This is a genomic window from Rhodoferax sp. U11-2br, assembly GCF_018619435.1.
Classification (GTDB): Bacteria; Pseudomonadota; Gammaproteobacteria; order Burkholderiales; family Burkholderiaceae_C; genus Rhodoferax.
The window spans coordinates 105,042-119,341 of record NZ_JAHFZF010000009.1 but is presented as its reverse complement, the minus strand read 5'-3'; the positions used below and the strand labels follow the sequence as shown (position 1 = coordinate 119,341).

The 14,300-nt window shown below is 61.8% G+C and carries 13 protein-coding genes and 1 other RNA gene; 9 read left to right on the top strand and 5 right to left on the bottom strand.

The window, feature by feature from the left end; genetic code table 11:
• Position 1: 1 nt before the first annotated feature.
• The 5 genes from KKO72_RS08300 (at position 2) to KKO72_RS08280 (ending at position 4,849) form a co-directional block, all read left to right on the top strand.
• A complete protein-coding gene (locus KKO72_RS08300) occupies positions 2-1,294 on the top strand; it encodes a TRAP transporter large permease (RefSeq protein WP_214937256.1) in 1,293 nt (430 codons plus the stop codon).
• Positions 1,295-1,346: 52 nt separating this feature from the next.
• On the top strand, positions 1,347-2,366 hold the full coding sequence (locus tag KKO72_RS08295; protein ID WP_214937254.1) for a TRAP transporter substrate-binding protein: 1,020 nt from the start codon (positions 1,347-1,349) through the stop codon (positions 2,364-2,366).
• A 364-nt stretch (positions 2,367-2,730) separates the two neighbouring features.
• A complete protein-coding gene (locus KKO72_RS08290; RefSeq protein ID WP_214937252.1) occupies positions 2,731-3,477 on the top strand; it encodes a cyclopropane-fatty-acyl-phospholipid synthase family protein in 747 nt (248 codons plus the stop codon).
• A 38-nt stretch (positions 3,478-3,515) separates the two neighbouring features.
• Positions 3,516-4,022 (top strand): DUF523 domain-containing protein, encoded by a 507-nt coding sequence (locus tag KKO72_RS08285; protein ID WP_214937295.1) that lies wholly within the window; start codon positions 3,516-3,518, stop codon positions 4,020-4,022.
• A 419-nt stretch (positions 4,023-4,441) separates the two neighbouring features.
• On the top strand, positions 4,442-4,849 hold the full coding sequence (locus KKO72_RS08280) for a hypothetical protein (RefSeq protein ID WP_214937250.1): 408 nt from the start codon (positions 4,442-4,444) through the stop codon (positions 4,847-4,849).
• A gap of 371 nt (positions 4,850-5,220) precedes the next feature.
• Here KKO72_RS08280 and KKO72_RS08275 read toward each other — a convergent pair whose 3' ends face one another.
• Positions 5,221-7,020, bottom strand: a complete 1,800-nt coding sequence (locus KKO72_RS08275; protein ID WP_214937248.1) for an NAD(P)/FAD-dependent oxidoreductase — start codon at positions 7,018-7,020, stop codon at positions 5,221-5,223.
• A 132-nt stretch (positions 7,021-7,152) separates the two neighbouring features.
• On the opposite strand from KKO72_RS08275, the gene KKO72_RS08270 reads away from it, so the two are divergent.
• Positions 7,153-7,962 carry a DNA alkylation repair protein gene (locus KKO72_RS08270; protein ID WP_214937246.1) on the top strand — a complete coding sequence of 270 codons (810 nt, stop codon included), beginning with the start codon at positions 7,153-7,155 and terminating at the stop codon, positions 7,960-7,962.
• On the opposite strand, the gene cysK is transcribed toward KKO72_RS08270, so the two are convergent.
• Positions 7,907-8,824 (bottom strand): cysteine synthase A, encoded by a 918-nt coding sequence (gene cysK / locus KKO72_RS08265; protein ID WP_214937244.1) that lies wholly within the window; start codon positions 8,822-8,824, stop codon positions 7,907-7,909. The genes KKO72_RS08270 and cysK overlap by 56 nt on opposite strands.
• Before the next feature lie 158 nt (positions 8,825-8,982).
• Here cysK and rnpB point away from each other — a divergent pair.
• Positions 8,983-9,326, top strand: an RNA gene (rnpB, locus tag KKO72_RS08260) — RNase P RNA component class A.
• Positions 9,327-9,371: 45 nt separating this feature from the next.
• On the opposite strand, the gene KKO72_RS08255 is transcribed toward rnpB, so the two are convergent.
• A complete protein-coding gene (locus KKO72_RS08255) occupies positions 9,372-9,896 on the bottom strand; it encodes an Rrf2 family transcriptional regulator (RefSeq protein WP_214937243.1) in 525 nt (174 codons plus the stop codon).
• A 139-nt stretch (positions 9,897-10,035) separates the two neighbouring features.
• On the opposite strand from KKO72_RS08255, the gene nhaR reads away from it, so the two are divergent.
• Positions 10,036-10,932, top strand: a complete 897-nt coding sequence (gene nhaR, locus KKO72_RS08250) for a transcriptional activator NhaR (RefSeq protein ID WP_214937241.1) — start codon at positions 10,036-10,038, stop codon at positions 10,930-10,932.
• 34 nt (positions 10,933-10,966) lie between these two features.
• Positions 10,967-11,515 carry a D-alanyl-D-alanine dipeptidase gene (gene ddpX / locus KKO72_RS08245; RefSeq protein WP_214937239.1) on the top strand — a complete coding sequence of 183 codons (549 nt, stop codon included), beginning with the start codon at positions 10,967-10,969 and terminating at the stop codon, positions 11,513-11,515.
• Positions 11,516-11,519: 4 nt separating this feature from the next.
• Here ddpX and KKO72_RS08240 read toward each other — a convergent pair whose 3' ends face one another.
• The gene (locus KKO72_RS08240; RefSeq protein ID WP_371736848.1) at positions 11,520-12,539 is read right to left on the bottom strand and encodes an RNA pseudouridine synthase; all 1,020 of its coding nucleotides are present in this window, start codon (positions 12,537-12,539) and stop codon (positions 11,520-11,522) included.
• Positions 12,540-12,591: 52 nt separating this feature from the next.
• Complete coding sequence (locus KKO72_RS08235; protein WP_214937238.1) at positions 12,592-14,259, bottom strand: MBL fold metallo-hydrolase; 1,668 nt, start codon at positions 14,257-14,259, stop codon at positions 12,592-12,594.
• Between the last annotated feature and the right edge of the window lie 41 nt (positions 14,260-14,300).

Genomic DNA, 14,300 nt, shown 5'->3' with positions numbered 1-14,300 from the left:
CATGAGCAGCGAAGGTCAGGCGTTTCTGGTGTTTGTGTTTGGCATGCTGGCCCTGATGGGCATCGGCATGAATATGGCGATGGCCCTGGTGCTCACCGGCGCTGGCATGGCCTGGGTGCTGGATTTCTGGGACACCCAGTTGCTGGCGCAAAACCTGGTGGGTGGGGTGGACAGCTTTCCGCTGTTGGCGGTGCCGTTTTTTATCCTGGCCGGTGAATTGATGAACGCGGGTGGCATCAGCCAGCGCATCATTGCGATGGCGCAGGCCTGGGTCGGCCACATTCGCGGTGGCCTCGGGTTTGTTGCGATTGGTGCCGCGGTGCTGATGGCCAGCATGAGCGGCTCGGCGTTGGCCGACACCGCTGCACTGGCGACGATTCTGTTACCGATGATGCGCCAGCAGGGTTACCCGCTGGCCACCTCGGCCGGGCTGATTGCCTCTGGCGGCATCATCGCGCCGATCATTCCGCCCAGCATGCCGTTCATCATCTACGGCGTGACCACCAACACCTCGATCTCGTCGCTGTTCCTCTCGGGCATCGTGCCGGGCTTGATCATGGGGGTGGGTTTGATCCTGGCCTGGAAGTGGGTGTTGCGTGATCTGGATCTGCCCCAAGGCACAGCGCTGCCGATGGCGCAGCGGATCAAGGCCACGTTCAAAGCCTTTTGGGCACTGTTGATGCCGCTCATCATCATTGGGGGCATGAAAACCGGCGTCTTCACCCCGACCGAGGCCGCGGTGGTGGCGGCGTTTTATGCGCTGGTGGTGTCGCTGTTTGTGCACCGCGAGATGAAACTGGCGCAGGTGCATGGTGTGCTGGTGCGGGCCGCCAAAACCACCGCAATCGTGATGTTTCTGTGTGCCGGTGCGCAGGTGGCCAGTTACATGATCACACTGGCAGACTTGCCCAGCGTGCTGACCGGCTGGCTGGGGCCGCTGGTCGAGAGCCCGCGCTTGCTGATGTTGGTGATGATGCTTGTGCTGGTGGTGATTGGCACCGCGCTCGACCTGACGCCCACCATCCTGATCTTCGCCCCGGTGATGTTGCCGATTGCCGTCAAGGCGGGCATTGACCCGGTGTATTTCGGTCTGATGTTTGTGCTCAATGGCGCCATTGGCCTGATCACACCGCCGGTGGGAACGGTGCTCAATGTGGTGGCGGGTGTCGGGCGCATGCCGCTGCACCAGGTGATCAAGGGGGTGAACCCGTTCCTGATCACCTATACCGTGATTCTGTTTCTGTTTGTGCTGTTCCCGCAGATCGTGATTGCGCCGGTGGCCTGGATGCGCTGACGCCTCTTTTCAAATTTTTCCACGCGTTTTATTTCAACAACAGGAGATTCTCATGACATTGCTTCGCAGAACCCTCATCGCCGCCGCCAGTGTGGCAGTGCTCGGCGCCTCGTTTGCCGCGCTGGCGCAAGACATCAAGCCGCGCATGATCCGCTTTGGTTACGGCCTCAACGAACAAAGCAACCAGGGCCGTGCCGCCAAGGTGTTTGTCGACGAGGTGGCCAGACTCTCGGGCGGCAAGATGAAGGTGCGCGCCATTGGCGCTGCCGCCCTCGGCCCGGACAACCAGATGCAGCAGGCGCTGATTGGTGGCGCGCAGGAAATGATGGTCGGCTCCACCGCCACATTGGTTGGCATCAGCAAGGAAATGGCGTTGTGGGACACCCCGTTCCTGATTGCCAACGTGAAAGAAGCCGACACCTTGCTCGACGGCCCGATTGGCGACAAGGTGCGTAACAAGCTGCAGGACAAAGGCATGGTGGGCCTGGTCTACTGGGAAAACGGCTTCCGTAACCTGACCAACAGCAAACGCGCCATCACCAAGATGGAAGACATGCAAGGCATCAAGCTGCGTGTGATGCAGAACAATGTGTTCCTGAACAGCTTCCAGACCCTGGGTGCCAACGCCATCCCGCTGGCATTCTCTGAACTGTTCAGCGCGCTGGAAACCAACACGGTGGACGGTCAAGAAAACCCGTTCAACACCATTTTGTCGAGCAAGTTCTACGAAGTGCAGAAGTACATGACGGTGACCAACCACGTCTACAGCCCCTGGATCGTCACCGCCAGCAAGAAGTGGTGGGACCAGCTCTCCAAAGACGAGCAAAAGGTGCTGATGGATGCCGCCAAAGTGAGCCGAGACTTCGAGCGCAAGGACACCCGCGACGAAGCCGCCAAGGCCATGGGTGACCTCAAAGCCAAGGGTATGCAGATCAACGAACTGTCTCCCACTGAAGCCGGCCGCATGCGCGACAAGCTGACCAAGGTGTACGCCACGATTGGCGCCGACATTGGCATGGACCTGTGGAACGAAACCCAGGCTGAGCTCAAGAAGATCCGCGGCGGCAAGTAAATGCTGCCGGGGCTGGGGTTCGGCTTCGTTGGGAGCCGTGCCTCTGGCTCAGCTTAACCAGCATGTCACGATTGATAGCGCCTGACCCTTGATTCATAAGGGCTGCAGGCGCTTTTTATATGAAATCGGTGCCGGCTGTCCCACCCCGGGATGTTGCGCCCGCGCCACCGAACAAAATTCCTCTCCCCATTCCTGCCGTGCCTCTGTGAGGCGCGCGCTATAGTGATTGCGGCCCCCTAGCCCCCGCACCTGCTCCAGTCAGCGGGACGACGGGGCACATCTGCTGCCCACCCCGCCAGGGGGTTCGGCAACCTGAAACAGACCGTGACTTCATCGACGCACACCCCTCAGGAATTTTTCCATCATGGACATCCCACGGATATTCACCATCACCGAGAGCGCGCACCGCATCCACAACCCGATCACCCCCGACAAACTCGCCACCCTGGGCGCGGCATTGCGCCTAGCGCCTGGGGCCAGTCTGCTCGACCTGGGCAGCGGCTCGGGTGAGATGTTGTGCACCTGGGCGCGCGACCACGGCGTCATCGGCACCGGCGTCGACATGAGCCAGCTGTTCACCGAACAAGCCCAAGACTGTGCAGAAGAACTCGGCGTGGCCCACCAGGTCAAGTTCATCCACGGTGATGCTGCTGGTTTTGTCTCTGAGCAGAAGGTGGATGTGGCCGCCTGTGTGGGCGCCACCTGGATCGCTGGCGGCGTTGCGGGCAGCATCGCGCTTCTGGCGCAGAGCCTGCGCCCCGGCGGGATCATCCTGATTGGTGAGCCGTTCTGGCGCCAGTTGCCACCGACAGAAGAGGTGGCCAAAGGCTGTCTGGCCCACGCCATCAGCGACTTCTTCACACTGCCTGCACTGGTGGCATCTTTTGGCCAGCTGGGTTACGACGTGGTTGAAATGGTGCTGGCCGACCAGGACGGCTGGGACCGCTACGAGGCCGCCAAATGGCTCACCATGCGCCGCTGGCTGGAGGCGAACCCCAGCGACGACTTCGCGCCAGAGGTGCGCGCCCAGCTGAACTTGGAGCCCACGCGTTACGCCACCTACACACGTGACTACCTGGGCTGGGGCGTGTTTGCACTGATGCAGCGATGAGCAGCGCCGCCCCGCACCCCAGCGTCTGGCCGGCACCGATGCCGCTTGTGCTGGTCAGCGCCTGCCTGCTTGGCAGCCCGGTCCGTTACAACGCCATCCACAAACGCTGCGACAGCGAGGTGTTGGCACGCTGGTTAGCGCAGGGCCGAGTGGTCCCGGTGTGCCCCGAGGTGTCGGGCGGCCTGCCCGTGCCACGCCCACCCGCTGAAATCAGCTCGGGCGCGGGCGGCGCCAAGGTCTTGTTGGGGCAAGCCAGCGTGTTTGACCGACAGGGCCAGGACGTGTCGGAGGCGTTCATCTCCGGCGCCCAGCACGTGCTGGTACAAGCCCAAAGCCAAGACATCCGCGTGGCCGTGCTCAAGGAAGGCAGCCCCTCCTGCGGCTCGGGTTACATCTACGACGGCACGTTCTCCGGCGTCCGCGTGACCGAGCAGGGTGTGTTGGTCGCCTTGCTGGAAAGTGCTGGTATCAGGGTCTTTAGCGAAGAGCAGTTTGTGGAGGCAAACGAGTTGTTGCTCCAGCTAGAAGCCGGGGAAGCGGCCTGACCCGAAGCCAACGCGCCATGACGCAGGTATGGATGGATTGGTATGGATTGATAGCTTTTGACCCATGATCTATAAGGGCTGATGACGCTTTTTCTATCAATGGACTGAATGCAGATGTGACATGTCAAACGCGCAGGTGTTTCGCATCGCCGCATTCGACCGTTGCGCCCATGCCACCGCAGGAAAAACCTCGCCTCGACATGCCTGCCCCCTGTGACGTGCCAGCTATAGTGCTTGAACCCCAGTACCTCCCGCACCTGATCCAGCCAGCGGGACGGTTGAGCAACCGAGGAGGCGGGTTTGGTTGGCAGTTTGAATACGGTGATTGCAGCCGAAATTTGCGGTCCAAATGCTGCTCCCAAGCGTCCCTGCTCGCCGCCTCTCATGTCCAACGTTTGACCACACAGTAAAAGGCAGCCGTGTTTAAGAAGACTTGTGCCACTTGCCATTACTTCACTCGCGTTCACCACCAAGAAAACGGAAACCACTACTCTTTAGAAATCAGTCGTGAGTTTCGAAAGCGAGCAGCTACAGGCGATTTATCTTGGCAGCGTGATAGCGAGTCGATTTGCTGCCATCGTGGCGTATGGGATGAAGGTGTTGGATTTCCAGAATCGTCCAAGCTTGAACAAGTGCGCAAACTAAATCGTCGCAACAAATGTTATTACATTCCCTACCAGCCGGGAATGCTGCTTTCAGCCGCAGAGAAACTTCAGGACGCCAGGCTTTTGCAAACGAGAGAACTTCAAAAAATTAGATTTGCAGTCTATGGCTTAACTCTCACAATTGTTGGCCTAATCGTCAAGCTGCTAACGGAGAAGCCGTAATGCCTCGTACGAGCATTGCTGATTTCTATGGACATTTGAGCCTACGCAACACTCGCGTCCAAGCGTTCAACAGCCGGTGTTTTGCCTAACTTGTTACTCAGCCTGACCTGCCCTGCTTGCCCACGCATCCCAAACCGTTGAAGGCGAGTGGTGGGGTAACCGGGCGCAGAACCCATTCGCGCGGTGAGACAGGTGGCGTACCACAACCAAACGCGACACCCAGGCAAAAGGTTCACTCAAGCCGTTTCCCGCGAGGGGGCCGGAGAACGGTTACCCCGCCGCTCACCTGACGCTACGCGAACCAGCCAATCAATAAAACGATAGCTACTAGCCCTTGATGTACAAAGGCTAGAGGCCAATTTGGCTAGAAACTACCCGACCACCCGCCGCGCCAAAGCCTCAGCCAGTTTGATGCCATCCACCGCCGCCGACAGGATGCCACCCGCATAACCAGCCCCTTCACCACCCGGGTACAGACCCGCCGTGTTGAAGCTCTGAAAGTCCTCACCACGCGGCATGCGCAAGGGCGACGAGGTGCGGGTTTCGACCCCGGTCAACACTGCGTCGGGCAGGTCAAAGCCTTTGATCTTTTTGCCAAACACCGGCAGCGCCTCACGCAGCGCGGTGATCGCGTAGTCGGGCAGGGCGCCATGCAAATCACCCAGCTTGACGCCCGGTTTGTACGAGGGCAACACACTGCCAAACCGGCTCGATGCTTCGCCCCGGATGAAGTCACCCACCAGTTGGCCGGGCGCCTCGTAGGTACTGCCGCCCAGCACATAGGCGTTGGCTTCGAGCTGGCGCTGCAGGTTGATGCCTGCCAGCGGGTGCACGGCTTGGGGATCATTTGCTCTCAATTCCAGAGCTTCCTGCGCATATTGCGCACCGGTTACATGCCCAAAAGCTGCAATAAACGCGGCGCTGTCCTGCGGGTAATCGACGGGTTCGATGCCCACCACCAGCCCGGCGTTGGCGTTGCGCTCGGCGCGTGAATACTGGCTCATGCCGTTGGTCACCACGCGGCCCGGCTCGCTGGTGGCGGCCACCACGGTGCCGCCCGGGCACATGCAAAAGCTGTAGACCGCACGGCCATTCTGCGCGTGGTGCACCAGCTTGTAGGCCGCAGCGCCCAGCACCGGGTTGCCCGCGTGGCGGCCCCACAGCGCGCGGTCGATCAGGCTTTGCGGGTGTTCAATGCGAAAACCCACCGAAAACGGTTTGGCCTGGGTGGCTACGCCGCGCCCATGCAGCATGGCAAAGGTGTCGCGTGCGCTGTGGCCCAGCGCCAGGATGACCTGATCCGCGCGCAAGTCATAGGTCTGGCCGCTGGCCTGGTCCAGCACCGTCAGGCCACGCAGCTGGCGTTGGCCGTTGGCCGTGTCGACTTCCACATCCATCACACGTTGCTCAAAACGGATCTCGCCACCGAGCGCGATGATGTGTTCACGCAGGTTCTCCACCACCTTGACCAGCTTGAAGGTGCCGATGTGCGGGTGCGCCTCCACCAGAATCTCGGGCGGCGCGCCAAAGTTGACAAACTCGGTCATCACCTGGCGGCCCAGGTGGCGCGGGTCCTTGATCTGGCTCCACAACTTGCCGTCTGAAAAGGTGCCAGCGCCGCCTTCACCAAACTGCACATTGCTCTCGGGGTTGAGCACGTGTTTGCGCCACAGGCCCCAGGTGTCTTTGGTGCGTTCACGCACCTTGCGGCCGCGCTCCAGCACGATGGGTTTGAACCCCATCTGCGCCAGCACCAACGCGGCAAACATGCCACACGGGCCAAAACCCACCACCACCGGGCGCAGCGGCAAATTGGCGGGCGCGGTGGCCACCAGCTTGTAAGCCATGTCGGGTGTGGGCTGGATGTGTGAGTTGCCCTGGAACTGGGCCAGCAGCCGGGCTTCCAGCGCTGGGTCGCTCAGCGTGACGTCGACGATGAACACCGCCAGCAGCTCGGCCTTGCGCGCGTCAAAACTGCGTTTGAAGACGTGTAAGTGGGTGATGGCTATCACGTCCACACCCAGCGCCTGCGCGCTCATTCGCGTCAGGGTCTCAAACGGGTGGATGATGGGCGCACGGTCGGCGTCGGTTTCAGCCGGAGCATCGGCGGCGCGGCGGGTCACCACCGGCAGGGCGGACAGGGGGAGTTTGAGTTCGGAGAGTCTGATCATGGCGGGCTCGTGGTTATCAAGCAGGGGGGTGATGATAAATGGCGCGGCACGCTGCACTGTCAGATTGGGCCTGGCGGGGGCTCAGCGCGCAAGCCTGCGATCTAGAATTTCTGCAAACTCTGCGACGAAAAAATGAACAAGACGGCCGATTCCAACCTGTCGCTCGGTGCTGAATGTGTCGGTAGCGCAGACTGCCTGCGTGCCCAAGCGGCCTTGCGGGCATGGGCCGACCCTGAGAAAGCGAAATTCTTGGCCGGATTTTTCAAAACCGGACCAGGCCAGTACGGCGAGGGTGATCACTTTCTGGGTGTCGTGGTCCCCGCCGTGCGCGAGCTTGCCAAGCAGTTTCGTCTGCTGCCATTGGCTGACTGTGACGTCTTGCTGGCCTCACCCTATAACGAAGAGCGGCTGTTGGCCTTGCTGATTCTGGTGGGGCAGTACCCCAAAGCGGACCAAGCCACCCAGGACAAGGTGCACCAGTTTTACGTGTCCCATCGCCAGCGGATCAACAACTGGAATCTGGTGGACAACTCGGCGCCCAAGATCGTGGGCAGGCACTTGCTGACGCGGGATCGGTCGGTGTTGTATGAATGGGTGCGCTCGCCCACGCTCTGGGAGCGCCGGATCGCGGTGCTGGCCACGTTGACCTTCATCCGGGCCAAGGACTTTGCCGACACCTTGCGTCTGACCGAGTTGCTGCTGGCTGACCCGCAGGATTTGATGCACAAGGCCTGCGGCTGGATGCTGCGCGAAGTTGGCAAGCGTGACGCAGCGGTCTTGGAAGACTTTCTGAGCCTGCACCAGCGGGCCATGCCGCGCACCATGTTGCGCTACGCCATAGAGCGTTTTTCGCCCGACAAGCGGGCAGCCCTACTGGCGGGAACGTTTATGTCGGCAGGAAACCTTCCACCGACAGATAACGCTCACCGGTGTCGTAGTTGAAGCCCAGCACCGTGGCACCGGGGGCAATCTCGGGCAGTTTCTGGGCGATGGCGGCCAGGGTGGCGCCGCTGGAGATGCCGACCAACAGGCCTTCTTCAGTCGCGCTGCGGCGGGCGTATTCACGCGCGGGTTCGGCATCGACCTGGATCACACCGTCGAGCAGACTGGTGTTGAGGTTTTTGGGCACAAAGCCGGCACCAATGCCCTGGATCGGGTGCGGTGACGGTGCGCCGCCCGAGATCACGGGGGAGGCCGATGGCTCCACTGCGTAGACCTTGAGCTGCGGCCACTTGGCCTTGAGCACCTCGGCCACACCACTGAGGTGGCCACCGGTGCCGACACCGGTGATCAGCACATCCACACCCTCGGGGAAGTCGGCCAAGATCTCCTGCGCAGTGGTGTGGGCGTGTACGGCCGGGTTGGCCGGGTTGTCAAACTGCTGCGGGATCCACGCGCCGGGTGTGCTGGCAGCGAGTTCCTGGGCGCGGGCAATCGCGCCTTTCATGCCTTTTTCACGCGGGGTCAAATCGAAGCTGGCACCATAAGCCAGCATCAGGCGGCGGCGCTCGACGCTCATGCTGTCGGGCATCACAAGGATCAGTTTGTAGCCCTTGACTGCAGCCACCAGCGCCAGCCCGACACCGGTGTTGCCCGAGGTGGGCTCAATGATGGTGGCGCCGGGTTTCAGTTCCCCTGACTTTTCGGCGGCCTCGACCATCGCCAGCGCAATGCGGTCCTTGATCGAGCCGCCCGGGTTGCTGCGCTCGGATTTGACGTACACCTTGTGTGTGTTGCCAAACAGGCGGTTGATGCGGATGTGTGGCGTGTTACCAATGGTCTGCAGGACGTTGTCGACTTTCATCAGGGCTCCTCGAATGGGTCACGCGTGTGCGTGGGTGAAGTATTTTGAACCAGTTGTTCTGTCCGAATGCATATAAGCTTATGCCAGCACATTGGGTGCGGTCTATCTGATGAACCACTGGGAAAGGCCGCGCCGATTACCGCGATAATCCCCCGTGTGAAGCCCGCCAGACTGCCGCTGGTGCAATTCTGGAAACAGAGCACTGGAGGAACGTCCGGACTGCATAGGGCAGCGTAGCAGCTAACGGCTGTCCACTGAAAGCCTTTGGCGCAAGCCAGGGGTATAAGGTGAGGATCAGAGCAACAGAGACGAGCCGATTAAGTTCGGGTGAAACGGGCAATCTCTACGCGCAGCAATACCAAGTAGGCCAACGTTGACGGGGCCCCCGGAGTTGGCGGGTAGGTAGCACCGAGCTGTTGGGTGACCAACAGCCCAGATTAATGGCAGTCACACCCGGGGCAACCCGGGTGCACAGAATCCGGCTTATCGGTGGGCTTCACACTTTTTCATAGCGCTCAGCCCAGGCACTACCTGGGCTAGAGGCTAATCAGCTGCGTGCCAGCAGGCTTTGGCCAAGGGCAAACACCGAGTTCGGTGCGCTGGTGCGCAGCGGTGCATGCACCGGTTTCTTGAACACCCCTCGGTTGGCGGCGGGTTTTTGTTCGATCTTGACACCCTTGGCCAGTTGTTCCAGCACCAGGCTGCGCAAGGTGACCGACTGCATGAACTCGAACACCTTGGCGTTCATCGAGTCCCAAAGGTCCTGAGCCATGTCTTTGGTATCAGCCGCCTCGGCTGGCTTGACCTCTGGCACGGCGTCTTCCACCGCGCAGATGATGTCGGCCACCGTGATCGCATCGGTGCGGTGACCCAGGGTGTAACCCCCGCCTGGCCCACGTGTGCTGCGCACCAGACCCTGCTGGCGCAGTTTGCTGAACATTTGCTCCAGGTACGACAGGGAAATTTGCTGCCGCACGGAAATGTCAGACAACGGCACCGGTCCTTGTTTTTCGCGCAAGGCGACATCAATCATGGCGGTGACGGCAAAACGACCTTTGGTACTTAAGCGCATATGTATTACTCCTGTCAGTGTCTGTGAAGATGACACGTGAACAACTATAAAGTTCAACTCACTTCGCGTAAATTCGAATTTATGACAATTAAACTTCGATAAAAGCGAATAATCAATCACCCCATCTGAGGTCTGTGACATGAATTTCAAGCACCTGTATTACTTCTGGGTCACAGCGCGAGCAGGCGGCATCATGCGCGCGGGGGAGCAGTTGCACATCACACCACAAACCCTGTCGGGGCAGATCAAGTTGCTGGAGGACTGGCTCGGGCGCAAGCTGTTTCGCAAGAGTGGCCGCCAGCTGGAGCTGACCGAGCACGGTCGCCTGGCGCTGGGGTATGCCGACCAGATCTTCAGCCTGGGGCAAGACCTGGAGACCGCCCTGCGCCAGACGCGTGGTGTGCAGAAGCGGCTGGACTTCCGGGTCGGGGTGGCCGATTCGGTGTCCAAGTCACTGGCCTACCGCCTGCTGGAGCCGGCCTTGTCGATGGCGCAACCGGTCAAGCTGCTGGCCAGTGAGGGCACTTTTGACGATTTGCTGGCCGCACTGGCGCTGCATCGGCTCGACTTGGTGATTGCCGACGAGCCGATGCCACGGCGTGTCAGTGTCAAGGCCTTCAACCACGCGCTGGGCCGCAGTGTGATGAGTTTCTTTTGCGCGCCGGGACTGAAATCACGGGTGAATGGCCCGTTTCCGGCGTGCCTGGATGGTTTGCCGATGCTGGTGCCTGGGGCGTCGTCTTCGGTACGCCGCCAGCTGGAGGGCTGGTTTGCCCGGCACCAGGTGGCACCTGTGGTGGTGGGCGAGATTGACGACGCCGCGCTGATGAAAGCCTTTGGTCGGGAAGGCCAGGGTGTGTTCATGGCGCCGCGTGTGTTGGAAGAGGAGACCTGCGCCCAGTTCGGGGTGTCGGTGATTGGCCGCACCGATGAGCTGGTGGAGGAGTTTTATGCGGTGTCGGTGGAGCGGCGCATCAGCCACCCTTGTGTGCAGGCGATCACCGACGCCGCCCGGGGGCAACTTTTCAATCTGTAAGTCCCCGCAAATGCTGCCGGGATAATGCACACCCATGCCTTTGCAAGAAATCTCCCACCCCGCTATCGACATCGATTTACGTTACGCCACGGCCAACAACCTCACCGGCATCCCGATTTACCAGCACGCCGTCGCCTTTTTGCACAAAGACGCCTTGGCCGCCTTGGTGGCCGCCGCCGACTTGGCGCAGGCGCAGGGTCTGCGCTTGTGTGTGCTTGATGCGTACCGGCCCTCGGCCGCGCAGTGGCGGCTGTGGGCGGTGTTGCCCAACCCGATGTTTGTGGCCGACCCGCGCATCGGATCGATGCACACGCGTGGTGTGGCGGTGGACCTGACGTTGTGCCTGGCCGATGGTGAGCCGCTGGACATGGGCACCGAGTTTGACGAGATGACCGAGCAGTCACGCCATGGCCGCATCGACATATCAGAACAAGCGCAGTACAACCGGCGCCTGTTGCTCGATGTGATGACCGCAGCGGGCTGGGCGCACCACCCACATGAGTGGTGGCATTACAACCTGCCCGAGCCCACCCGTTATCTGCAGCTGAGCGATGAGGTCGAAGGCCGAGCGTTGCTGGCCTGAGCGCTTAAAACCGCTCGTGTGGCAGCAGGTAGCGCCATTGCCCTTCGGGCAAATGGGCCAGCGTAACGCGGCCAATACGCAGGCGCTTGACACTCAGGATCTGAAGCCCGGCGCGTTCACACAGGTAGGCCGCCAGCCCGGGGTGGGCACCCTTGACCGCAAAACGCAGCCGGGTCGAGGTCTCACCGGTGCTGTTGACACTGACCTTGACCGGCGGCAGCGTGCTGGCCGCATTGGTGGACGGCACGTTCATGCGCTGCAACTGCTCGGGGGACACCTCACCTTGCACCTCCACCGCCAACTCGTGTTCGATCTGCGCCGCGTCTTCGGTCAGTTTGCGCAACACGCGCCAATCCTGGGTGAACACGATCAGACCGCTGGCGGCCAGCTCCAGCGGCACACCCGCGGTGAGTTTGGCCAGATGGCGTTTGAGCACCCGCTCGTTCGACTCGTCCTGCTCCCAGTGCGTGGCTGCTTGTAAGAGGGTGTGTGCGGGCTTGAGCCGTTTGTTGGCGGCACCCAAGGGCGCCATGGCCTCAAAACCTGGGGGTTTGTGCAACAGCAGCGTGACCTCGCTCAAAGCCATCGGGTTGGCCTGCGGGTCGACCACCACGGTCTGGTCCAGCACCCGCGCCATCGGTTCCTCCACCACCTTGCCATTGACCTGCACCCAGCCGCCTTCAATGATCTGTTCGGCCTCGCGGCGTGAGCAGTTCACCTGCGCTGCTACCAGTTTGGACAGGCGTACACCCGCTGCTTCCGGGGCAGGTGGTGGTGTGTTTTTGTGCAGGCGTGGCTTGATGGGGGCGCCAGCGGGCGAGGTTTGGCGCGTGCGTGCTTGGCTCGGGGTTTTGGCGGAAACAGGGCGGGGCGCTTTGGCAGGAGCCGGTTTGGGTGCAGGAGCCGGGGCGCGAGCCACCAAGTTGGGGGGGGCGCTGTGGGAAAGTGGGGCAGGCGCTGGCGCGCGCGCTGGAACTCTGAGCGTGGGACGTTTGGGGGCGGCGTTGCGTGGTGGTCGGGACAAGGTCATATGCCGGGCATGTTAACCGCGTGCCCCTGCGGCTGGCGGGCGTTTTTCAGCGCACGTGGGCGGTGATACGCGCCAGGTGCGCCAGCAGCGAGCGTTTGGCGACCGGCCACATGCGTTCGGGGACATCGGCATAGGCCAGCGCCAGCCAGTCGTCGGGGGTGCCATCGGGCAGGCTTTGCATTGCCGCCAACACCTTGGCTTCGCGCTGTTGGCGGTGGGCTTTCAGACGGGCGATGGCCGTTTGTGCCTCGTCCTCGGAGCCACCGATCACATAGCCATGGGCGGGCAGGATGTAGCGCACGCCCAGCTCGGTGCAGCTGCGGCTGAGCAGATCCAGCGAGTCCAGGTAGTCGTTCATGTCGCCATCGGGCGGGTCGACCACCGTGGTGCTGCCGTTGAGGATGTGGTCGCCCGAGAACAGCAGGCCGTCCTGCAGCAGCACCAGGCACAGGTGGTTGGCGGCATGGCCGGGCGTGTGGATCACCTGCAGCGTGTGGCCAGCGTTATAAGCCAAATCACCTTCCAGCCCTTTTGGATAAAGGGTCAGTAGCTCATGATGTTGTAGTGACCTATCAGGGACGAAGTGGCTGGCGGCACGCGCCGTGGGCGCACTGGGCAGGCCCAGAACCGGTGGTTTGGGTTGGCACAAAGCCTGCAATGGCCAGGCGCCCGGGGCGTGGTCGGGGTGGGAATGGGTGCAGACGATGGCCCGGATGTCGCCACCCGCTGCGCGCCAGAGTTGCTCCAGGTGCTGCGGGTCGGCCGGGCCGGGGTCGATCACGATGTAGCCGGTGCTTGGGTCACCCACCAGGTAGCTGTTGGTGCCCGGGCCGGTCATGGCGCCGGGGTTGGGTGCGGTCAGGCGCTGCACGTTTTTGAGCAACGGCACCACACGTTCACTCTGCCAATCGAGTGGATGCAGCACCTGGCCATCAGGGCAGATCAGGGCCAGTTCACCAAAGGCGCTCTCAAACTCCATGTAACGGACTTCGCGCCCACCCACCAGTCCAGTGCGGGGGCAGCTGACCCACAGCGGTGCCTCGGTCTCGGCGCAGGCCAACAACACCGACGCCACGTCGGGGAAGTTCCGCAGCCGCTCCAGCGTGCGAATCGTCGGGAAGATCATGAAAAAATTGCCCGCCGCATGGCGCGCCAGCGCGTCCGCAGGGCGTAGCCAGACCGGCTCGAACTGCTCAGCTTCATCGGCTACCGGCACTTGGCCCTCGGGCATACGCGCCACCAGAAACGGCACCTCGTAACGCTGGGGTAGCTGGCGGTCGGTGGTCCAGCGCGCCAGCACAAACACCTGGTCGGCCGCCAGGCTCAGACCACGTGCCGCCACCTGGGCAAAAAAGTTGCGCTGGCGGTCCAGGGTGTCATTGTCCTGCTGGTCGGCCCAGCGCCCATCCGGGTGGCGCGCCAGCAACACACCTAGCTCTTCCAGACTCTCGCGGATGGCGGCAATGGCTTCGGTGAGGGGTTCGTTCTGTTGCCCTGGGCGTCTGGTGGACAGGTTATGGTGCAAGGCGTCGGCCGCGTCGACACCGCCGCCCGGAAACACATAAGCGCCCGGTGCAAAACTGGCGCTGTCCGAGCGCCGCGTCATCAGCACCTCCAATCCGTCAGCACCATCACGCAGCAGCAAAACCGTGGCCGCCAGCCGCGCTGGCGCAGGTTCGCGGTGGGGGTGAAGTTGTTGGCTGGGGCGTGGCATGGGGAAATGATATCGACTCGGTATGACGCTTTGGTGGATGT